The organism is Martinezella sp. CNPSo 3964, assembly GCF_057784375.1.
The window spans coordinates 492904-514858 of the sequence record NZ_JBXSOW010000001.1; the positions used below are offsets into that span (position 1 = coordinate 492904).

24 protein-coding genes are annotated in these 21955 nt (G+C 59.1%); 1 reads left to right on the plus strand and 23 read right to left on the minus strand.

The features are described 5' to 3' along the window. Positions 1-5: 5 nt before the first annotated feature. From rplF to rpsL, 21 genes are all read right to left on the minus strand, one after another. Positions 6-539 carry a 50S ribosomal protein L6 gene (gene rplF / locus AC13Q5_RS02420; RefSeq protein ID WP_075852344.1) on the minus strand — a complete coding sequence of 178 codons (534 nt, stop codon included), beginning with the start codon at positions 537-539 and terminating at the stop codon, positions 6-8. A gap of 43 nt (positions 540-582) precedes the next feature. Continuing rightward, the gene (gene rpsH / locus AC13Q5_RS02425; RefSeq protein WP_015339607.1) at positions 583-981 is read right to left on the minus strand and encodes a 30S ribosomal protein S8; all 399 of its coding nucleotides are present in this window, start codon (positions 979-981) and stop codon (positions 583-585) included. 12 nt (positions 982-993) lie between these two features. After that, complete coding sequence (gene rpsN / locus AC13Q5_RS02430; protein WP_004118406.1) at positions 994-1299, minus strand: 30S ribosomal protein S14; 306 nt, start codon at positions 1297-1299, stop codon at positions 994-996. A gap of 33 nt (positions 1300-1332) precedes the next feature. Further along, positions 1333-1890, minus strand: coding sequence for a 50S ribosomal protein L5 (gene rplE / locus AC13Q5_RS02435; RefSeq protein ID WP_047634795.1), 558 nt, complete (start codon positions 1888-1890; stop codon positions 1333-1335). After that, the gene (gene rplX / locus AC13Q5_RS02440) at positions 1883-2191 is read right to left on the minus strand and encodes a 50S ribosomal protein L24 (protein ID WP_015339605.1); all 309 of its coding nucleotides are present in this window, start codon (positions 2189-2191) and stop codon (positions 1883-1885) included. Before rplX ends, rplE begins: the two co-directional genes overlap by 8 nt. An 11-nt stretch (positions 2192-2202) precedes the next feature. After that, a complete protein-coding gene (rplN, locus tag AC13Q5_RS02445; protein WP_003573790.1) occupies positions 2203-2571 on the minus strand; it encodes a 50S ribosomal protein L14 in 369 nt (122 codons plus the stop codon). A 225-nt stretch (positions 2572-2796) separates the two neighbouring features. Beyond that, positions 2797-3036, minus strand: a complete 240-nt coding sequence (gene rpsQ / locus AC13Q5_RS02450) for a 30S ribosomal protein S17 (protein ID WP_069611899.1) — start codon at positions 3034-3036, stop codon at positions 2797-2799. 12 nt (positions 3037-3048) lie between these two features. After that, complete coding sequence (gene rpmC, locus AC13Q5_RS02455; RefSeq protein WP_007690763.1) at positions 3049-3249, minus strand: 50S ribosomal protein L29; 201 nt, start codon at positions 3247-3249, stop codon at positions 3049-3051. An 11-nt stretch (positions 3250-3260) separates the two neighbouring features. Continuing rightward, a complete protein-coding gene (gene rplP, locus AC13Q5_RS02460) occupies positions 3261-3674 on the minus strand; it encodes a 50S ribosomal protein L16 (protein ID WP_004118395.1) in 414 nt (137 codons plus the stop codon). Between the two features lie 36 nt (positions 3675-3710). Continuing rightward, complete coding sequence (gene rpsC / locus AC13Q5_RS02465; RefSeq protein ID WP_004118393.1) at positions 3711-4436, minus strand: 30S ribosomal protein S3; 726 nt, start codon at positions 4434-4436, stop codon at positions 3711-3713. After that, positions 4436-4825: a 50S ribosomal protein L22 gene (gene rplV / locus AC13Q5_RS02470; protein WP_004118391.1), complete on the minus strand. Its 390-nt coding sequence runs from the start codon at positions 4823-4825 to the stop codon at positions 4436-4438. Before rplV ends, rpsC begins: the two co-directional genes overlap by 1 nt. Positions 4826-4827: 2 nt before the next feature. Beyond that, complete coding sequence (gene rpsS / locus AC13Q5_RS02475; protein ID WP_037199970.1) at positions 4828-5106, minus strand: 30S ribosomal protein S19; 279 nt, start codon at positions 5104-5106, stop codon at positions 4828-4830. 15 nt (positions 5107-5121) lie between these two features. Then, a complete protein-coding gene (gene rplB / locus AC13Q5_RS02480; RefSeq protein WP_047634800.1) occupies positions 5122-5958 on the minus strand; it encodes a 50S ribosomal protein L2 in 837 nt (278 codons plus the stop codon). An 11-nt stretch (positions 5959-5969) separates the two neighbouring features. Continuing rightward, positions 5970-6263, minus strand: coding sequence for a 50S ribosomal protein L23 (locus tag AC13Q5_RS02485; RefSeq protein ID WP_028753972.1), 294 nt, complete (start codon positions 6261-6263; stop codon positions 5970-5972). Beyond that, positions 6260-6880, minus strand: a complete 621-nt coding sequence (gene rplD, locus AC13Q5_RS02490) for a 50S ribosomal protein L4 (protein WP_075852343.1) — start codon at positions 6878-6880, stop codon at positions 6260-6262. Before rplD ends, AC13Q5_RS02485 begins: the two co-directional genes overlap by 4 nt. Before the next feature lie 13 nt (positions 6881-6893). Further along, on the minus strand, positions 6894-7535 hold the full coding sequence (gene rplC / locus AC13Q5_RS02495) for a 50S ribosomal protein L3 (protein WP_075852342.1): 642 nt from the start codon (positions 7533-7535) through the stop codon (positions 6894-6896). A 39-nt stretch (positions 7536-7574) separates the two neighbouring features. Then, positions 7575-7883 carry a 30S ribosomal protein S10 gene (rpsJ, locus tag AC13Q5_RS02500; protein ID WP_003547547.1) on the minus strand — a complete coding sequence of 103 codons (309 nt, stop codon included), beginning with the start codon at positions 7881-7883 and terminating at the stop codon, positions 7575-7577. Between the two features lie 309 nt (positions 7884-8192). Then, positions 8193-9368, minus strand: a complete 1176-nt coding sequence (gene tuf, locus AC13Q5_RS02505; protein ID WP_075852341.1) for an elongation factor Tu — start codon at positions 9366-9368, stop codon at positions 8193-8195. 66 nt (positions 9369-9434) lie between these two features. Further along, positions 9435-11534 (minus strand): elongation factor G, encoded by a 2100-nt coding sequence (gene fusA, locus AC13Q5_RS02510; protein ID WP_075857235.1) that lies wholly within the window; start codon positions 11532-11534, stop codon positions 9435-9437. A gap of 30 nt (positions 11535-11564) precedes the next feature. Beyond that, on the minus strand, positions 11565-12035 hold the full coding sequence (gene rpsG / locus AC13Q5_RS02515; protein WP_075857234.1) for a 30S ribosomal protein S7: 471 nt from the start codon (positions 12033-12035) through the stop codon (positions 11565-11567). A gap of 81 nt (positions 12036-12116) precedes the next feature. After that, positions 12117-12488 carry a 30S ribosomal protein S12 gene (rpsL, locus tag AC13Q5_RS02520; protein WP_003507760.1) on the minus strand — a complete coding sequence of 124 codons (372 nt, stop codon included), beginning with the start codon at positions 12486-12488 and terminating at the stop codon, positions 12117-12119. A gap of 509 nt (positions 12489-12997) precedes the next feature. Between rpsL and AC13Q5_RS02525 the strand changes: the two genes are divergently transcribed. Then, complete coding sequence (locus tag AC13Q5_RS02525; protein ID WP_004123433.1) at positions 12998-13291, plus strand: hypothetical protein; 294 nt, start codon at positions 12998-13000, stop codon at positions 13289-13291. 119 nt (positions 13292-13410) lie between these two features. Here AC13Q5_RS02525 and rpoC read toward each other — a convergent pair whose 3' ends face one another. Together rpoC and rpoB are read right to left on the minus strand one after the other, a co-directional pair. After that, positions 13411-17619 (minus strand): DNA-directed RNA polymerase subunit beta', encoded by a 4209-nt coding sequence (rpoC, locus tag AC13Q5_RS02530; RefSeq protein WP_075857233.1) that lies wholly within the window; start codon positions 17617-17619, stop codon positions 13411-13413. Between the two features lie 174 nt (positions 17620-17793). Further along, positions 17794-21936 (minus strand): DNA-directed RNA polymerase subunit beta, encoded by a 4143-nt coding sequence (gene rpoB, locus AC13Q5_RS02535; RefSeq protein ID WP_075857232.1) that lies wholly within the window; start codon positions 21934-21936, stop codon positions 17794-17796. Between the last annotated feature and the right edge of the window lie 19 nt (positions 21937-21955).

A 21955-nucleotide genomic window follows, 5' to 3' on the forward strand; every position in this document is an offset into this window, starting at 1 on the left:
GTTCCTTACTTCTTCTTGCCTTCTTTGCGGATGATCCGCTCTTCGGCATACTTAACACCCTTGCCCTTGTAGGGCTCGGGGCCGCGGTATTCGCGGATTTCAGCTGCAACCTGGCCGACCTGCTGCTTGTTGATGCCGGTGACGACGATTTCCGTCGGCTTCGGCACAGCGATCGTGATGCCCTGCGGCGGCTCATAAACCACGTCGTGGCTGAAGCCGAGCGCCAGCTGCAGGTTCTTGCCCTGCATGGACGCACGATAGCCGACGCCGTTGATTTCGAGCTTGCGCTCGTAGCCGTCCTTAACACCCTTCAGGATGTTCTCGATCATCGTGCGGGACATGCCCCACTTTGCGCGAGCATCCTTGGAGTCGTTGAGCGGCGTCACGACGATTGCGTTGTTTTCCAGCTTGAGACCGATTTCGTCGTTAGCGACGAAAAACAGCTCGCCCTTGGGGCCCTTGGCAGTCACCTTCTGGCCATCAACCGTGGCCGTGATCCCTGCAGGTACCTGAACGGGCTTCTTACCGATACGAGACATTTTTCAAACCTGTCTGTTTCGAGGGAGATATCTCTGTTCGATCTTAGAAGACCGAGCAGAGAACCTCGCCACCAACATTCTGTTCGCGAGCCTGGTGATCGGCCATCACGCCCTTCGGGGTCGAAAGGATGGTGATGCCGAGACCGTTCGCGACCTGCGGAATGGACTTGACCGAGACATAAACCCGGCGGCCCGGCTTAGACACACGGCCGATCTCGCGGATCACCGATGCGCCTTCGTAGTACTTGAGTTCGATATTGAGCTCAGACTTGCCGTTGCCGAAATCGACGACGGAATAGCCACGGATGTAGCCTTCAGCCTGGAGCACATCGAGAACGCGTGCACGGAGCTTGGACGCAGGCGTCGAAACCGACGACTTGCGGCGCGAAGCGCCATTGCGGATGCGGGTGAGCATATCGCCCAAAGGATCAGTCATAGACATCTAATCTGCTCCTTACCAGCTGGACTTGACGATACCCGGCACCTTGCCGAGATTGCCGAGTTCACGCAGCGCGATACGCGACATGCGCAGTTTGCGGTAGTAGGCGCGCGGACGGCCAGACACTTCGCAACGGTTGCGAATACGGGTCTTCGATCCATCGCGCGGCAGCGATGCCAGCTTCAGAGTGGCCTTGAACCGGTCTTCGATCGAGAGAGACTGGTTCATGATGATTGCCTTGAGAGCAGCCCGCTTTGCGGCCTGGTTGGCAACCGTATTGCGGCGGCGCTTGTTCTTTTCAACTGCGCTTGTCTTCGCCATATCAGGGTTCCTTTTCTACGCTCGTCGTTACGGTTATTGACGGAACGGGAAGTTGAACTCTTTCAGAAGAGCCCGTGCTTCGTCGTCGGTCGTCGCCGTCGTGCAAACGATGATGTCCATGCCCCACATCTGATCAACCTTATCGTAGTTGATCTCAGGGAACACAATGTGCTCCTTGATGCCCATGGCAAAATTGCCACGACCGTCAAAGCTCTTCGGGTTCAGGCCGCGGAAGTCGCGAACGCGCGGAAGCGCGATGTTGACCAGACGATCCAGGAACTCATACATGCGGGCGCCGCGCAGGGTGACCTTCGCGCCGATCGGCATATTTTCGCGGACCTTGAAGCCAGCGATGGAGTTGCGTGCGCGGGTGATGACCGGCTTCTGGCCTGCGATGGCCGCGAGGTCTGCAGCAGCAACGGTTGGCTTCTTCGAATCAGCCGTCGCTTCGCCAACACCCATGTTGATCACGATCTTGTCCAGCTTCGGGATCTGCATCTCGTTAGCGTAGGAGAACTTCTCCTGCATCGCCGCGCGGATGCGAGCAACGTATTCCTTCTTGAGCCGCGGCTCGTACTTTACCTCAGCCATCGATCACTTCTCCCGAGGTCTTGGCCACGCGGACCTTCTTGCCATCCACAACCTTGAAACCGACGCGGGTCGGCTTACCGTCCTTGTCGACGATTGCCAGGTTGGACAGGTGAAGCGAGGCTTCCTTGCTGATGATGCCGGCTTCCTGGTTCTGCGTCTGGCGCTGATGGCGCTTGATGACGTTGACGCCACGAACGACCGCACGGTCTTCCTTCGGCAGCACTTGAATGACTTCGCCGGTACGGCCCTTGTCCTTACCGGTCAATACGACAACCTTGTCGCCTTTACGGATCTTCTGCATCGCTCCGCTCCTTACAGTACTTCTGGAGCCAGCGAGATGATCTTCATGTGGTTCTTGGCGCGAAGTTCGCGCGGAACCGGTCCGAAGATACGGGTGCCGATCGGCTCTTTCTTGTTGTCGATGAGGACTGCTGCGTTGGTATCGAAGCGGATGACGCTGCCATCCGGACGACGGATGTCCTTGGCGGTACGAACGACGACCGCCTTCATCACGTCACCCTTCTTCACACGGCCGCGCGGAATAGCTTCCTTGATCGAAACGACGATAACGTCGCCGATCGAGGCATACTTGCGCTTCGAGCCGCCCAGCACCTTGATGCACATGACACGACGTGCGCCGGAATTATCCGCCACGTCGAGGTTTGTTTGCATCTGAATCATGTCAGGTCGCCTTCTTGTTGTTACCGGAATGGTTGGGCCAATCGACCCCCTACCCCGGCTTATGGACTAGTGTCTTGTCTGATTATGCCTGGCTTCGGGACCTCAAGGATCGTCTCTGCCGGCCATCAATAAAGCAAAAGAACGCCCGTTCTCGAGCGTCCTGCTTCCAAGCTCGTGCTTCATACAGATATTTCGCCCAGACGCAAGGGCCTGAGCGAAATTCTGTTACTTGGACTGGGCGGAAACGACCGTCCAGGTCTTATCCTTGGAGATCGGCGCGCATTCCTCGATGGAAACGACGTCGCCGGTCTTGTACTGATTGTTTTCGTCGTGAGCCTTGTACTTCTTGGAACGACGAACGGTCTTCTGGAGCAGCGGGTGAGCGAAACGACGCTCAACGCGGACAACTACCGTCTTCTCGTTCTTGTCGCTGACCACGACGCCCTGCAGAATGCGCTTCGGCATGTTATTTTTCCTTTAGGCCTTTGCTTCTGCCGCCTTCTGGCGGGCAATGGTTTTTACGCGAGCGATGTCCTTACGGACTTCGTTGATGCGCGAGGACTTCTCGAGCTGGCCGGTCGCCTTCTGAAAGCGCAGGTTGAACTGCTCCTTCTTCAGCTTGGCAAGCTCGTCCTTGAGTTGGTCGGCGCTCAGGGCGCGAACATCTGCGGCTTTCATGAGCTTCTTCCTTACTCTGCAATGCGCTGAACGAAGCGCGTCTTGACCGAGAGCTTGGCAGCGCCGAGGCGCAGAGCCTCACGAGCGATTTCTTCGCTCACACCGTCGATCTCGAACATCATACGGCCGGGCTTGACCTTGCATGCCCAGTATTCGACAGAGCCCTTACCTTTACCCATACGGACTTCGGTCGGCTTTGCGGTTACCGGAACATCCGGGAACACGCGGATCCATACACGGCCGGCGCGCTTCATATAGCGCGTGATCGCGCGGCGAGCCGCTTCGATCTCACGAGCGTTGACGCGGTTGGGCTCCTGCGACTTCAGGCCGAATTCGCCGAACGCCAGATCAGAACCACCCTTGGCAACGCCCTTGATGCGGCCCTTGAATTGCTTGCGGTACTTCGTACGCTTTGGCTGCAACATTTTCTTATTCTCCGAACTTATCTGCCACGTACGCTATCAAGCGTTGTCGCGGCGACGGTCTCTATCGCGATCGCGGCTAGCCGGACCCTGGGCGTCGCCTTCGAGCGCGCGGCGTTCGGAGGCCATCGGATCATGCTCAAGGATTTCGCCCTTGAAGATCCAGACCTTGATGCCGCAGATACCGAAAGCGGTTTCTGCTTCAGCCGTACCGTAGTCGATGTCGGCGCGCAGCGTGTGCAGCGGCACGCGACCTTCGCGGTACCATTCCGTACGAGCGATTTCAGCACCGCCGAGACGGCCGGCGCAGGTGATCTTGATGCCTTCGGCGCCAAGACGCATCGCGGACTGAACGGCGCGCTTCATGGCGCGACGGAAAGCAACACGGCGTTCCAGCTGCTGAGCGATCGACTGGGCAACCAGCGTCGCGTCGATTTCCGGCTTGCGAACTTCAACGATGTTGAGGTGCGTTTCGGAATTCGTCATGTCCGACAGCTTCTTGCGAAGCTTGTCGATGTCTGCGCCCTTCTTGCCGATGATCAGGCCCGGACGAGCCGAGTGGATCGTGACGCGGCACTTCTTGTGCGGACGCTCGATGACCACCTTGGAGATACCAGCCTGCTTCAGTTCGTTCATGACGAACTTACGCATCTTCAGGTCTTCGTGGAGGAGCTGGCCGTACTCGGCATTGTCCGCAAACCAGCGGCTATCCCAGGTACGGTTGATGCCAAGACGAAAGCCGATCGGATTGATTTTCTGACCCATTATGCGGCCTCCCCTTGAGCTTCCACTTCACGAACGACGATCGTCAGGTGCGCGAACGGACGCTCGATACGAGACGCACGGCCACGGCCACGAGCGTGGAAACGCTTCATGACGATGGACTTGCCGACGTAAGCTTCCGCTACGACCAGCGAGTCAACGTCGAGATCGTGGTTGTTTTCTGCATTGGCGATCGCAGATTCGAGCGTCTTCTTCACGGCGCCAGCGATACGCTTGCGCGAGAATTCCAGCTCTGCGAGCGCGCGATCAACCTTCTTGCCACGGATCGAAGCCGCGACCAGGTTGAGCTTCTGCGGGCTGACACGGAGCGTGCGCGCAACTGCCTGCGCTTCATTGTCCTTCAGCCGGCGTTCGGTTTTTGCCTTGCCCATTGTTACTTCCTCTTCGCCTTCTTGTCCGCACCGTGACCATAATAGGTACGGGTCGGGGCGAACTCGCCGAACTTGTGTCCGACCATGTCTTCATTGACACTGACCGGAATGTGCTTGCTGCCGTTGTAGACGCCGAAGGTAAGACCGACGAACTGCGGCATGATGGTGGAGCGACGGCTCCACATCTTGATTACTTCGTTACGTCCGCCTTCACGCACCTTCTCAGCCTTCTTGAGAAGATAGCCGTCAACAAACGGACCTTTCCATACTGAACGAGCCACTTGAGACTTCCTCTCTTACTTCTTGCGCTGATGGCGCGAGCGCATAATCATCTTGTCGGTCGACTTGTTCGACCGCGTACGCTTGCCCTTGGTCGGCTTGCCCCATGGGGTCACCGGATGGCGACCACCGGAGGTGCGGCCTTCACCACCGCCGTGCGGATGGTCGACCGGGTTCATGACAACACCGCGGTTATGCGGCTTCTTGCCACGCCAACGCGAACGACCGGCCTTACCGTCGTTGATGTTGGCATGATCCGGGTTCGAAACCGCACCGATCGTTGCCAGGCAAGTGCCATGCACGAGGCGCTGTTCGCCAGAGTTCAGGCGAAGGATCGCCATGCCCTGGTCGCGACCGACGAGCTGCGCGTAGGAGCCGGCGGAGCGAGCGATCTGGCCACCCTTGCCCGGCTTCATCTCCACGTTGTGGATGATGGAGCCGACCGGGATGAACTGAAGCGGCATGGTGTTGCCCGGCTTCACGTCCACTGCCTTTTCCGAAGCGATGACCTTGTCGCCGGCAGCGAGGCGCTGCGGAGCGAGGATGTAGGCCAGTTCGCCATCCGTGTACTTCACCAGAGCGATGTAAGCGGTACGGTTCGGATCGTATTCGATGCGCTCGACCGATGCTTCAACGTCGAACTTGCGACGCTTGAAGTCGACCAGACGATAGCTGCGCTTGTGACCACCGCCCTGGAAGCGAACGGTGATGCGGCCGGTGTTGTTACGGCCACCCTTGGAGGTGAGGCCTTCCGTCAGCGTCTTGACCGGCTTGCCCTTGTAGAGCGAGGAGCGATCGACGATGACCAGCTGACGCTGGCTCGGGGTCGTCGGATTGAATGTTTTCAATGCCATTTTCTTATTCCTCAGAGACCGGTGGAGACGTCGATCGACTGGCCTTCGGCGAGCGTCACAACAGCCTTCTTCACGTCCTTCTGCTTGCCGACGAGACCTTTGAACCGCTTGGTCTTGCCCTTGCGCAGCAGAGTGTTGACGGCCGTAACCTTGACGCCGAACAGCGCCTCGACGGCAGCCTTGATTTCAGGCTTCGTCGCGGTCTTGGCAACGTTGAAAACAACCTGGTTATTATCCGAAACCAGCGTGGACTTTTCGGTGATCGCAGGAGAAACGATCACATCGTAATGGCGAAGATCCGTCACTTGAATCGCTCCTCTAGAGCTTCAACTGCAGCCTTGGACAGCACGAGCTTGCCGCGGCGCAGGATGTCGTAAACGTTGATGCCCTGAACCGGCAGAACATCGATGTTCGGGATGTTCTTGGCTGCGAGCTTGAAGTTGCTGTCGAGCTCAGCGCCGCCGATGAACAGAGCGTTCGTCAGGCCGAGCGTCTCGAAAGCGCCAGCGAGTGCCTTGGTCTTGGCTTCGGTTGCGACGAGATTGTCGATGACGATCACGTCTTCAGCCTTGAACTTGGCCGAGAGAGCGTGACGCAGGCCGAGGGCGCGAACCTTCTTCGGCAGATCGTGCTCGTGGCTGCGAGCGACCGGGCCGTGAGCCTTACCACCGCCGCGGAACTGCGGAGCGCGAGCCGAATGGTGACGAGCGCGGCCCGTACCCTTCTGCTTGTACATCTTGGCACCGGTGCGCGCTACGTCAGCGCGGCCCTTGGCCTGATGCGTGCCCTGCTGCTTCTTGGCAAGCTGCCAGCGAACGACGCGAGCGAGAATGTCTTCACGCGGCTCGAGGCCGAAAATCGCATCAGAAAGGGAAACCTTCCCGGCGTCTTTGCCCTCAAGAGTCTTGACGTTGAATTCCATTGATCCGGCTCCCTTACTTCGCTGCCGACTTGACGGCGTCGCGCACGATGATCCAGGCACCCTTGGAGCCGGGAACCGCACCCTTGACCAGGATCAGACCACGATCTTCGTCGGTCGATACCACTTCAAGGTTCTGCGTCGTAACGCGGGTCTGGCCCATGTGACCAGCCATCTTCTTGTTCTTGAACACCTTGCCCGGGTCCTGGCGCGAACCGGTCGAACCGTGCGAGCGGTGCGAAACCGACACACCGTGCGTGGCGCGCAGACCGCCGAAGCCGTGGCGCTTGATGGCGCCGGCAAAGCCCTTACCGATCGTCGTGCCGGTCACATCGACGAGCTGACCCGCCGTGAAGTGACCTGCGTTGAGCTCGGTGCCAACTGCGAGCAGATTGTCTTCCGTGACACGGAATTCTGCGAGCTTGGCCTTCGGCTCTACGCTTGCAACGGCGAAATGGCCGCGAAGAGCCTTCGTCGTGTTCTTAACCTTAGCCTGGCCGGCACCGAGCTGAACTGCGGTGTAGCCATTCTTTTCAACTGTGCGCTGGGCCACGACCTGGCAGCCTTCCATACGCAATACGGTAACCGGGACATGCTCGCCGGCGTCGTTATAGACGCGGGTCATTCCCACCTTCTGTGCAATCACACCTGAACGCATCGGTTCAATCCTTCTCACTCAGCTCGAGAACCAGAGGTCTCAGAGCTTGATCTCAACATCGACACCGGCGGCGAGATCGAGCTTCATCAGCGCGTCTACCGTCTGCGGGGTCGGGTCAACGATGTCGAGAAGGCGCTTGTGCGTGCGCATCTCGAACTGCTCGCGGCTCTTCTTGTCGATGTGCGGGGACCGGTTGACCGTAAACTTCTCGATACGAGTCGGAAGCGGAACGGGGCCCCGGACGCTAGCACCGGTGCGCTTCGCCGTCGACACGATCTCGCGCGTGGAAGCATCGAGAATCCGGTGATCGAACGCCTTCAGGCGAATGCGGATATTTTGGCCGTTCATTCGACGTTATCCTTGTGTTTGTTATCTCGCGTGCCTCTCGAAAAGGGCACGGATTGTTCTGTTTCCTAAGGCGGACCACCGGTTTCAAAGATCGAGAGGGACGCCAGCGACGGCATCCCCATCCACTCTTTAGGCCTTTCGGCCCACCTTATTGTTAATTTCATTGGCCGCTTCGTCATCCGAAGCAGCACGCAAATCGCGCTCGCGCGCCATTTGCAACATTTCTATGTCATAAGCAAGCGGCTACAGCCGCTTGCATCATAATATTGTCATCGAATCGGCTACTCGGATGGAGCGGCCGACTTCGAATTACTCGACGATGGAGGCAACGATGCCTGCGCCGACGGTACGGCCGCCTTCGCGGATCGCGAAGCGAAGCTTTTCTTCCATCGCGATCGGAACGATCAGCTCAACGGCAACCGTGACGTTGTCGCCAGGCATGACCATTTCCGTGCCTTCCGGAAGCGTCACGATGCCCGTCACGTCAGTCGTACGGAAGTAGAACTGCGGACGGTAGTTCGTGAAGAACGGCGTATGACGGCCGCCTTCTTCCTTCGTCAGGATGTAGGCTTCAGCCATGAACTTCTTGTGCGGCTTGACAGAGCCCGGCTTGCACAGGATCTGACCACGCTCGACGCCGTCACGGTTAACACCGCGGATCAGCGCGCCGATGTTGTCGCCAGCCTGGCCCTGGTCGAGCAGCTTGCGGAACATTTCAACGCCGGTAACCGTCGTCTTCGACGTCGGACGGATGCCGACGATTTCGACTTCTTCACCAACCTTGACGATACCGCGCTCGACGCGGCCCGTCACAACCGTACCACGGCCAGAGATCGAGAACACGTCTTCGATCGGCATCAGGAACGGCTGGTCGATCGGACGCTCCGGCGTCGGGATGTAGGCGTCAACCTGAGCCATCAGCTCGCGGATCGCGTCTTCGCCGATCTTCTTGTCCGAATCTTCAAGAGCAGCAAGAGCCGAACCCTTGACAACCGGGATGTCGTCACCCGGGAAGTCGTAGGACGACAGAAGTTCGCGAACTTCGAGCTCGACCAGCTCGAGAAGTTCAGCGTCGTCAACCTGGTCGACCTTGTTCAGGAACACGACGATTGCCGGAACGCCAACCTGGCGAGCAAGCAGGATGTGCTCGCGCGTCTGCGGCATCGGGCCGTCAGCGGCAGAGCAAACCAGGATCGCGCCGTCCATCTGGGCGGCACCCGTGATCATGTTCTTGACGTAGTCGGCGTGGCCGGGGCAGTCAACGTGCGCATAGTGGCGGTTCGGCGTCTCGTATTCAACGTGGGCCGTCGAGATCGTGATACCACGAGCCTTCTCTTCCGGAGCAGCGTCGATCTGGTCGTACGCCTTGAACTCGCCGAAGTACTTCGTGATCGCTGCCGTCAAGGACGTCTTGCCGTGGTCAACGTGACCGATCGTACCAATGTTAACGTGCGGCTTATTGCGCTCAAACTTACTCTTTGCCATTTTCGGCTCTCCGTTTTCCTGTCCCCTGGGGGATCAATTCTTGTTATCGGTCAATTGGTATTCCGGTCACTTCTGACCGGAATACTTTGCCTGGATTTCCTGTGCGACGTTCGACGGAACCGGCGCGTAATGATCGAAGGTCATCGTGTACTGTGCACGACCCTGAGACATCGAACGCAGGTTATCGACGTACTTGAACATGTTCGCCAGCGGGACGTTCGCGTTGATGACAACAGCGATACCGCGGCTTTCCTGACCCTGGATCTGACCACGACGCGAGTTCAGGTCGCCGATGACGTCGCCGACGTAATCTTCCGGCGTTACAACTTCGACCTTCATCATCGGCTCGAGGAGCTGGGCACCGGCTTCGCGGGCTGCTTCACGGAAGCAAGCGCGGGAAGCGATTTCGAAGGCCAGAACCGACGAGTCAACATCGTGGAAGGCGCCGTCGATGAGCGTCGCCTTGACGCCGAGCATCGGGAAGCCAGCCAGCGGGCCGGAAGACAGAACGCTTTCGATACCCTTCTGAACGCCCGGTACGAATTCCTTCGGAACAGCACCGCCGACGATCTTGGACTCGAACTTGAAGTCGTCGCCTTCCGGGTTCGGTTCGAACACGATTTTGACGCGTGCGAACTGACCGGTACCACCGGACTGCTTCTTGTGCGTGTAGTCCTTCTCGGTCTGACGCGTGATCGTTTCGCGGTAAGCAACCTGCGGCGCGCCGACGGTCGCTTCGACCTTGAACTCACGACGCATGCGGTCGACGATGATGTCGAGGTGCAGTTCACCCATGCCGGCGATGATCGTCTGACCCGATTCCTGGTCCGTCTTCACGCGGAAGGACGGATCTTCGGCAGCCAGACGGTTGAGCGCGAGGCCCATCTTTTCCTGGTCGCCCTTGGTCTTCGGCTCGATCGCGATCTGGATGACCGGCTCGGGGAATTCCATGCGCTCGAGAACAACCGGCTTCAGCGGATCGCAAAGCGTATCGCCCGTCGTGGTTTCCTTGAGGCCGGCGAGAGCAACGATGTCGCCTGCGAAGGCTTCTTCGATGTCTTCACGCGAGTTGGAGTGCATCTGCAGCATGCGGCCGACACGCTCGCGCTTGTCCTTGACCGTGTTCATGACCGATGCGCCCTTTTCCAGCTTGCCGGAATAGATACGGGCGAAGGTGAGCGAACCGACGAAGGGGTCGTTCATGATCTTGAACGCGAGCATGGAAAGCGGCTCGTTGTCGTCAGCGTGACGCTCGATTTCGGCTTCCGTCTTGAAATCGATGCCCTTGATCGCCGGAATGTCGAGCGGCGACGGCAGATAGTCGACAACGGCGTCGAGCAGCGGCTGAACGCCCTTGTTCTTGAAGGCGGTGCCGCAGAACATCGGATGGAACTTGACGTCGATCGTGCCGCGACGAACGAGCGCGCGGATCTGTTCGTTGTCAGGCAGGTTGCCTTCGAGGTAGGCTTCAGTCGCAGCTTCGTCGATCTCGACAACGGTCTCGATCAGCTTTTCGCGGTATTCGGCAGCCTTTGCCTTCATGTCTTCCGGGATTTCGACGACGTCCCACTGAGCGCCGAGCGACTCGTCGCGCCAGATAAGGGCGTTCATCTCGATCAGGTCGATAACGCCCTTGAAATCGCTTTCAGCGCCGATCGGCAGCTGCATGACGACGGCGGTCGCGCCGAGGCGGGTCTTGATCATCTCGACCGAGCGATAGAAGTCAGCGCCGGTCTTGTCCATCTTGTTGCAGAAGATCATGCGCGGAACATGATACTTCTCAGCCTGGCGCCATACGGTTTCCGTCTGCGGCTCAACGCCGGCATTGGCGTCGAGCAGAGCAATGGCACCGTCGAGAACGCGCAGCGAACGCTCGACTTCGATGGTGAAGTCGACGTGGCCGGGGGTGTCGATGATGTTGAAGCGGCGGGTCTTGCCGTCGCGGCCCTTCCAGAAGGTGGTCGTAGCAGCGGAGGTGATCGTGATGCCACGCTCCTGCTCCTGCTCCATCCAGTCCATGGTGGCTGCGCCGTCGTGCACTTCGCCGATCTTGTGCGACTTGCCGGTGTAGTAAAGAATACGCTCGGTGGTCGTGGTCTTGCCGGCGTCGATGTGCGCCATGATACCGAAATTGCGGTAGTCTTCGATTTTATATTCGCGAGCCATAATGGACTGCCTTTCCGAAACCGTTCGGGATTACCAGCGATAATGCGAGAACGCACGGTTGGCGTCAGCCATCTTGTGCGTGTCTTCGCGCTTCTTGACGGCAGCGCCGCGGTTGTTGGAGGCATCGAGAAGTTCGCCGCACAGACGATCGACCATCGTCGTCTCGTTACGCTTGCGAGCAGCAGTGATCAGCCAGCGGATGGCCAGAGCCTGACGGCGCTCAGGGCGAACATCAACCGGAACCTGGTACGTAGCACCACCAACGCGACGCGAGCGAACTTCAACGTGCGGAGCGATGTTATCCAAAGCCTGATGGAACACGCCGAGCGGCTCCTGCTTTGCCTTGCCCTGCACGGCGTCGAATGCGCCGTATACGATGCTTTCAGCGACGGACTTCTTGCCGTCGAGCATGATAGCATTCATGAACTTGGTGACGACCAGATCGCCGAACTTCGGGTCCGGGTTGATCTCGCGCTTTTCTGCTCTATGACGTCTGGACATGTACTTCTCGTCTCTCAACTGTTAGCGGCGCTTCACCACGCGGAGAACCTCGCGCAGCGCCGGATTATCTAAAAATCCGAATTACTTCGGACGCTTCGCACCGTACTTCGAACGGCGCTGCTTGCGGTTCTTGACACCCTGGGTATCGAGAACGCCGCGGATGATGTGATAGCGAACACCCGGAAGGTCCTTCACGCGGCCGCCACGGATCATGACGACAGAGTGCTCCTGAAGGTTATGACCTTCACCGGGGATGTAACCAATGACTTCGAAGCCGTTGGTCAGGCGGATCTTTGCGACCTTACGCAGAGCCGAGTTCGGCTTCTTCGGCGTCGTCGTGTAGACGCGGGTGCAAACGCCGCGCTTCTGCGGGTTCTCCTGGAGAGCGGGAACCTTATTACGCTTTACCTGCGCCTGGCGAGGCTTGCGGATCAGCTGGTTTACGGTAGGCATTCAACCATCCCTTGTAAATCTATGTCGACACCCTTGCGGGCTTCACTTGCGCCGTCACCGGCAACGACACACGTTCGTCTCAATGCGCAAAACGTGGCCCGATCCGCTCTCGCAGATGGACCACAAAAAAGCAGAGGACGCCGTAAATAGCGTCGTGCGTGCAGCATTCGTGTCTTCAACGTGCGTTTAGAACCTTGTTTGAGGTGAACTTCAGGGCGCGTCGCCCCGAACAGCCATGCCTCACATGGGTTCCGATGGCGGCGGTACTACTGGTTTCCCGCCGGTTCGTCAAGGCCGGTTAAGAAATTATCTTTGTCATAAAGCCCGGAAAGGCCGGGCAAACCAGCCATTTGGCGTGTTGAATACGGAAATGCCGCCTCCTCGGCAAGATGGACTTTGGTATTTTGTCAAAATCCCTATAAGGAATCACGGAAGGACATTTCCATCCGACGGACCCGCGCGGCGAAAAGGAATCGCCGGGTCGATTCGACACTCCCGAAGGAAGACTCATGATTACTGCGCCAGACAACGACAACAATTCCGACGGCCCCATGGTCTTCATCATCATAGGCAAGGGATATGAGACCGATGGCGGCGAAGGTATCGACCTGCATGTCATGCTGAAAGCGCCTGACGACGATACCGCTGTGCGCGAGGCGCTGAATGCGCTTGCCGAAGAAGGTTTCATCGAGGCCGACCTCGACCAGATCGGACTGTTGACGGACATACCGGACGAAGAACCACACGCCTCGGCCTATCAGGGCGCACTCGAAGGCGAAGTCGCGATCATTCGCTTCCGCTGATCGGACGGCCGCCCAACGAAGGCGGCCTCCCCTCACCCATTCGATCTCATCATCACGCAAAAAAGAAACCGCCCGGATCGCTCCGGGCGGTTTTGATTTTTGATCTATTCAGCTCCAGCTTATTCGGCCGGAGTGTTCTCGCTGGCGAGATCCTGCAGCATCGGCGTTGCGACACCGGCGCCGGTGCCCTTGCGGCGCTCTTCGAGGATGAGCTCGTCGCGGGCCGTGGCGATGCGGCGGATCTGCGTCATGGTACCGCCGGTACCGGCCGGGATCAGGCGACCGACGATGACGTTTTCCTTCAGACCCTGCAGACCGTCGGTCTTGCCGGCGATCGCAGCTTCGGTGAGCACCTTCGTCGTTTCCTGGAAGGATGCGGCCGAGATGAAGGACGGCGTCTGCAGCGATGCCTTGGTGATACCGAGTAGGACCGGATCGCCATAAGCGGGCTTCTTGCCTTCTTCGATCAGGCGATCGTTGGCGTCGTCCAGTTCGATACGGTCGACGTTGTCGCCGACGATGTACTGGCTGTCGCCCGCATCGGTGATCTCAACCTTCTGCAGCATCTGACGGACAATCACTTCGATGTGCTTGTCGTTGATGACAACGCCCTGCAAGCGGTAGACTTCCTGGATTTCGTTGACCAGGTAGGAAGCCAGAGCTTCCACGCCCTTGATCGCCAGGATGTCGTGCGGAGCCGGGTTACCGTCGAGGATGTAGTCACCCTTTTCGATATAGTCGCCTTCCTGAAGGTGGAAGGGCTTGCCCTTCGGGATCAGGTATTCGACCGGCTCGACACCGTCTTCCGCCGGCTCGATGATGACGCGACGCTTGTTCTTGTAGTCGCGGCCGAGGCGGATCGTACCATCGATCTCTGCGATGATGGCGTGGTCCTTCGGACGACGAGCTTCGAACAGTTCGGCAACACGCGGCAGACCACCCGTGATGTCCTTGGTCTTGGCGCTTTCCAGCGGCGAACGGGCGAGAACGTCACCCTGCGACACCTTCGTGCCCGGCTCGACCGACAGGATCGCGTCGACCGAGAGCAGGAAGCGGGCTTCGCCACCGCGCGAGAGCTTGGCGACATTGCCGCTGGCGTCCTTGATGACGATCGCCGGCTTCAGATCGGAGCCGCGCGGCGTCGAGCGCCAGTCGATAACCTGACGCTTGGTGATGCCGGTGGACTCGTCCGTCGCTTCGAGGACCGAGAGACCGTCGACGACGTCTTCGAAGTGAACCGTACCGGCCACTTCCGTCATCATCGGACGGGTATAGGGGTCCCACTCTGCCAGACGCTGACCGCGCTTCACCTTGTCGCCGTCGTCGACATACAGCTTCGAGCCATAAGCAACGCGCTGCGAGGAACGTTCGACACCACGTTCGTCCAGGATCTGGACCGTCATGTTGCGGCCCATGGCAACCAGGTTGCCATCGGAGTTGCGCAGCATGTTGCGGTTCTTGATCTGAACCGTGCCCTCGTAAGAGGCTTCCAGGAACGACTGGTCGACCACGGTCGCCGTGCCGCCCAAGTGGAAGGTACGCATGGTCAGCTGTGTGCCCGGCTCACCGATCGACTGCGCGGCGATGACGCCGACAGCTTCACCGATGTTGACAGGCGTACCGCGAGCAAGGTCACGGCCGTAGCAGACCGAGCACACGCCCGTCTGGATTTCGCAGGTCAGTGCCGAACGGATGCGGATCGACTGGATACCAGCCTTCTCGATCTCGATGACATCGGGCTCGAGGATCATCTTGCCGGCGTCGACGATGCGCTCACCCGTGACCGGATGATCGATGTCGTCCAGGGCCGTACGGCCGAGGATGCGGGCGCCGAGCGAAGCAACAACCTGACCGGCATCGACGATGGCGGTCATGGTGAGGCCGTTTTCGGTACCGCAATCGACGTGCGTGACGATGCAATCCTGCGCGACGTCGACGAGACGGCGGGTCAGGTAGCCCGAGTTCGCGGTCTTCAAGGCGGTGTCGGCGAGACCCTTACGGGCACCGTGGGTCGAGTTGAAGTACTCGTTAACGGTGAGGCCTTCCTTGAAGTTCGAGATGATCGGCGTCTCGATGATTTCGCCCGACGGCTTGGCCATGAGGCCGCGCATGCCGCCCAGCTGGCGCATCTGGTTCGGAGAACCACGAGCACCCGAGTGGCTCATCATGTAGATCGAGTTCATCGGCTTCTGGCGACCGGTCTTTTCGTCGAATTCGACGGCCTTAATGCGGGCCATCATTTCTTCGGCGACCTTTTCCGTGGCCTTGCCCCAGGCGTCGACGACCTTGTTGTACTTCTCGCCCTGGGTGATCAGACCGTCATTGTACTGCTGCTCGTATTCCTTCACGAGCGCTTCGGTATCGCCGACGATCTTAACCTTGGTGTCCGGAATGACCATGTCGTCCTTGCCGAACGAAATGCCGGCGCGGCAAGCATGGGAGAAGCCAAGCTGCATGATACGGTCGCAGAAAATGACCGTGTCCTTCTGGCCGCAATGACGGTAGACCGTGTCGATCATCTTGGAGATGTTCTTCTTGGTCATTTCCTGGTTGCAGATGTCGAAGGTGACCTTGCCGTGCTTCGGCAGAAGTTCGCCGATCAGCAGACGGCCAGGGGTCGTTTCATAGATCTTCGAATAGGGCTTGCCATCTTCGCCGATCGACTTGAAGCGGCCGCGGATCTTCGAGTGCAGCGTCACGACCTTGTTTTCGAGGGCGTGATGCAGCTCGCCGAGGTCGGAGAAGGCCATGCCTTCGCCCGGCTCGTTCTGGTTCAGGATCGACAGATAGTACAGGCCGAGAACCATGTCCTGCGAGGGAACGATGATCGGCGCGCCGTTTGCCGGGTGCAGAATATTGTTGGTCGACATCATCAGCACGCGTGCTTCAAGCTGGGCTTCCAGCGAGAGCGGCACGTGAACAGCCATCTGGTCACCGTCGAAGTCGGCGTTGAAGGCCGTGCAGACGAGCGGGTGCAGCTGGATAGCCTTGCCTTCGACCAGCGTGGGTTCGAAGGCCTGGATGCCCAGGCGGTGCAGCGTCGGTGCGCGGTTCAGGAGAACCGGATGCTCGCGGATGACCTCGTCGAGGATATCCCAGACTTCCGGCTTTTCCTTTTCGACCAGCTTCTTGGCCTGCTTGACGGTCGAGGAATAACCCTTCGCGTCGAGGCGGGCGTAGATGAACGGCTTGAACAGCTCGAGCGCCATCTTCTTCGGCAGGCCGCACTGATGCAGCTTCAGTTCCGGACCGGTCACGATGACCGAACGGCCGGAATAGTCGACGCGCTTGCCGAGCAGGTTCTGACGGAAGCGGCCCTGCTTGCCCTTGAGCATGTCGGACAGCGACTTCAGCGGACGCTTGTTGGCGCCGGTGATGACGCGGCCGCGGCGACCGTTGTCGAACAGCGCATCGACAGATTCCTGCAGCATGCGCTTTTCGTTGCGGATGATGATGCCCGGAGCGCGCAGTTCGATGAGGCGCTTCAGACGATTGTTACGGTTGATGACGCGGCGATAGAGATCGTTCAGATCCGAGGTCGCGAAGCGGCCGCCATCGAGCGGAACCAGCGGACGCAGGTCCGGCGGGATGACCGGGACGACCTTCATGATCATCCATTCCGGACGGTTGCCGGATTCCATGAAGTTCTCGACGATCTTCAGGCGCTTCATCAGCTTCTTCTGCTTCAGATCCGACGTAGTGTCGGCAAGCTCGGAGCGCAGGTCGCCAGCGATCTTTTCGAGATTCATGCTGGCCAGCATCTCATAGATCGCTTCAGCGCCGATCATGGCGGTGAACTGGTCTTCACCGTACTCGTCGACGGCGAGCATGTACTCTTCTTCCGAGAGAAGCTGATGCTCCTTGAGCGCGGTGAGACCCGGCTCGGTGACGATGTAGTTTTCGAAGTAGAGAACGCGCTCCACATCCTTCAGCGTCATGTCGAGCAGCGTCGAAATGCGCGAAGGCAGCGACTTCAGGAACCAGATGTGGGCAACGGGAGCGGCGAGCTCGATATGGCCCATGCGCTCACGGCGAACGCGCGACAGCGTGACTTCAACGCCGCACTTTTCGCAGATGATGCCCTTGTACTTCATGCGCTTGTACTTGCCGCACAAGCATTCGTAGTCCTTGATCGGTCCGAAGATTCGCGCGCAGAAAAGACCATCGCGTTCCGGCTTGAACGTACGATAGTTGATCGTTTCCGGCTTCTTGATCTCGCCATAAGACCAGGAAAGAATCTTCTCCGGCGACGCAATCGAAATCCGGATGGAATCGAAATTCTGCGCAGGCACCTGCGGATTGAAAAGATTCATGACCTCTTGGTTCATGCCTATCTCCTTTAGGGGCGAAACGCCCTCGAATTGCGAACAGTGCCGGCAAATCCCGGGAACCGGACTGACGCTTTAAAACCGCCTTGCGGCGCCATGCATCCAACCGGACGCGAACGGCGCTGCAATATTCCAAGCGGTGCGCGCTGACCGACAGCGCGCACCCGCAGGCTATTACTCGGCTGCGTCCGAAAGCTGGCTTGCCGTCTGCAGATCGTCGACCTTGGAGTTTTCCAGTTCGACGCTGAGACCCAGCGAGCGCATTTCCTTGACGAGAACGTTGAAGCTTTCCGGAATGCCCGCTTCGAAGGTATCGTCGCCACGAACGATGGCTTCGTAGACCTTGGTGCGGCCGGCCACGTCGTCCGACTTGACCGTGAGCATTTCCTGCAGCGTGTAGGCTGCACCGTAAGCTTCCAGCGCCCAGACTTCCATTTCGCCGAAGCGCTGACCGCCGAACTGCGCCTTACCGCCCAGCGGCTGCTGGGTGACGAGCGAGTACGGGCCGATCGAACGGGCGTGGATCTTGTCGTCGACAAGGTGGTTCAGCTTCAGCATGTAGATGTAGCCAACCGTGACCTGACGGTCGAACTGCTCGCCGGTACGACCGTCGTACAGTGTCGACTGACCGGTCTGCTTGAGACCTGCCATTGCCAGCATGTGGTTGACATCCGCTTCGCCAGCGCCGTCGAAGACCGGGGTCGCGATGGACACGCCACGCTTCCACTGATCAGCCAAGCGCAGAACCGACGCATCGTCATACTCGTGAACGTCGTCGCTCTTCGGGCCGTCGCCGACGACCAGATCGATCGTCTTGCGCAGAGGCTCGATGTTGCCGCTTGCCTTGTAGGCTTCGATCAGCTCACCGATCTGACGACCCATGCCGGCACAAGCCCAGCCAAGGTGCGTTTCGAGAATCTGACCGACGTTCATGCGCGAAGGAACGCCGAGCGGGTTCAGCACGATGTCGACATGCGTACCGTCTTCCAGGAACGGCATGTCCTCAACCGGAACAATGCGCGAGACCACGCCCTTGTTCCCGTGACGGCCTGCCATCTTGTCACCCGGCTGGATCTTGCGTTTAACAGCGACGAAGACCTTGACCATCTTCATGACACCCGGAGGCATTTCGTCGCCGCGCTGGACCTTCTCGACCTTGTCCATGAAGCGCTGTTCAAGGCGCGACTTGGATTCGTCGTACTGGCCGCGCAGGGCTTCCAGCTCGCTCTGGACCTTTTCGTCCTCGACGGCGAACATCCACCACTGCGAACGCGGATATTCCGAAACGACAGCGTTCGACAGTTCCGTGCCCTTCTTGAAGCCCTTCGGACCAGCAAGGGCAACCTGACCGCGCAGCATCTCGACCAGACGGCCGTAGACGTTACGGTCGAGGATCGCCTGCTCGTCGTCGCGGTCCTTGGCGAGACGCTCGATTTCTTCGCGCTCGATCGCCATGGCACGTTCGTCCTTTTCGACGCCGTGACGGTTGAAGACGCGAACTTCGACGACCGTACCGTAGGTGCCGGGCGGCATGCGCATGGAGGTATCGCGAACGTCGGATGCCTTTTCACCGAAGATGGCGCGCAGAAGCTTTTCTTCCGGCGTCATCGGGCTTTCGCCCTTCGGCGTGATCTTGCCGACGAGGATATCGCCCGGCTGAACTTCGGCGCCGATGTAAACGATGCCGGCTTCGTCCAGGTTCTTCAGCGCTTCTTCCGAAACGTTCGGAATGTCGCGGGTGATTTCTTCCGGACCGAGCTTGGTGTCGCGCGCCATCACTTCGAATTCTTCGATGTGAATGGAGGTGAACACGTCGTCGGCAACGATACGCTCGGAGAGCAGGATCGAGTCTTCGTAGTTGTAGCCGTTCCACGGCATGAACGCGACGAGCACGTTCCGGCCGAGAGCCAGATCGCCCAGGTCGGTCGACGGACCGTCTGCCAGGATGTCGCCCTTGTTGACCACGTCACCGACGGTGACCAGCGGACGCTGGTTGACGCAGGTGTTCTGGTTCGAACGCTGGAACTTCATCAGGCGGTAGATATCGACGCCGGACTTCGACGGATCGAGGTCTTCGGTGGCGCGGATAACGATACGCGTTGCGTCGACCTGGTCGACCACGCCGCCGCGGCGGGCGCCGATAGCAGCACCGGAGTCACGTGCGACGACCGGCTCCATGCCGGTACCGACGAACGGGGCTTCGGCACGCAGAAGCGGCACGGCCTGACGCTGCATGTTCGAGCCCATGAGAGCGCGGTTGGCGTCGTCGTTTTCCAGGAACGGGATCAGAGCGGCAGCGACCGAAACCAGCTGCTTCGGCGAGACGTCCATCAGGTTGATGTTGTCGCGCGGAGCGAGCATGACTTCGCCGGCATGACGGCAGACGACGAACTCTTCAATGAAGGAGCCGTCAGCGTCGAGCTCGGCGTTGGCCTGAGCAACGTAGTACTTCGCCTCTTCCATGGCGGAGAGGTAGAGCACGTCGTTGGTCACCTTACCGTCGATGATGCGGCGATAAGGGCTTTCGATGAAGCCGTACTTGTTGACGCGAGCAAAGGTCGCCAGCGAGTTGATGAGGCCGATGTTCGGACCTTCCGGCGTTTCGATCGGGCAAATACGACCGTAGTGCGTCGGATGAACGTCGCGGACTTCGAAGCCGGCGCGCTCGCGGGTCAGACCACCCGGGCCGAGAGCCGAAAGACGGCGCTTGTGGGTGATTTCCGAAAGCGGGTTCACCTGGTCCATGAACTGCGACAGCTGCGAGGAGCCGAAGAATTCGCGGACGGCGGCAGCAGCCGGCTTGGCGTTGATCAGATCCTGCGGCATGACCGTGTCGATTTCGATCGAGGACATACGTTCCTTGATCGCACGCTCCATGCGCAGCAGGCCGAGACGATACTGATTTTCCATCAGCTCGCCGACCGAACGGACGCGGCGGTTGCCGAGGTTGTCGATATCGTCGATCTCGCCCTTGCCGTCGCGCAGTTCGACAAGCATCTTGACCACGGCCAGAATGTCGTCCTTGCGCAGGATGCGGACGGTGTCTTCGACGTCGAGGTCGAGACGCATGTTCATCTTGACGCGGCCAACGGCGGAGAGGTCGTAACGCTCCGCATCGAAGAACAGCGAGTTGAACATGGCTTCAGCCGATTCCATGGTCGGCGGCTCACCCGGACGCATGACGCGATAGATGTCGAACAGAGCGTCCTGACGGTTCTCGTTCTTGTCCGCAGACAGCGTGTTGCGGATGTAGGCGCCGACGTTGATGTGGTCGATGCCGAGAATCGGGATCTCGTCGAAGCCGGCCTTCAGGATGACAGGCAGGGTCTTCTCGTCGATTTCGTCGCCGGCTTCGAGATAGATCTCGCCGGTCTGGAAATTGACGATGTCTTCCGCCAGGAAGAGGCCATACAGTTCTTCGTCTGTCGCCTTCAGGGCCTTGAGGCCCTTTTCCTGCAGCTGACGCAGCAGGCGCGGGGTCAGCTTCTTGCCGCCTTCAACCACGACTTCGCCGGTGTCGGCGTCGATCATGTCGGTAACGGTCTTGGCACCCTTCAACGTTTCAGCCTTGAACGGAATGCGCCAGCCATCGCCGTCGCGCTGATAGAGCGACTTCGTGTAGAAGGTCGACAGGATTTCTTCGCCGTCCATGCCGAGCGCCATCAGCAGCGACGTCACCGGAATCTTGCGACGACGGTCGATACGGGCGTAGACGATATCCTTGGCGTCGAATTCGATATCGAGCCAGGAGCCGCGATAAGGGATGACGCGAGCAGCAAAGAGCAGCTTACCGGAAGAATGGCTCTTGCCCTTGTCGTGATCGAAGAAGACGCCCGGCGAACGGTGCATCTGCGACACGATCACGCGCTCGGTGCCGTTCACGATGAACGTACCGTTGTTCGTCATGAGCGGCATGTCGCCCATGTAAACGCTCTGTTCCTTGATGTCCTTGATGGACTTCGCGCCCGTATCCTCGTCAATATCGAACACGATCAGACGGAGGGTCACCTTCAGCGGCGCGGCGTAGGTCAGGTCGCGCTGGCGGCACTCATCGACGTCGAACTTCGGCGGTTCGAACTCATAGGAAACGAACTCCAGCATGGAAGCGCCGGAGAAATCGGTGATCGGGAAAACCGACTTGAAGACGGCCTGGAGACCTTCGTCCGGGCGGCCGCCCTTGGGTTCTTCGACCATGAGAAACTGATCGTAGGACGCTTTTTGAACCTCGATGAGGTTCGGCATCTCTGCGACTTCGGGAATCTTACCAAAAAACTTGCGTACGCGCCTGCGACCGTTGAACGAAAGGGTCTGAGCCATCGTCGCTCCTTTAAAATCC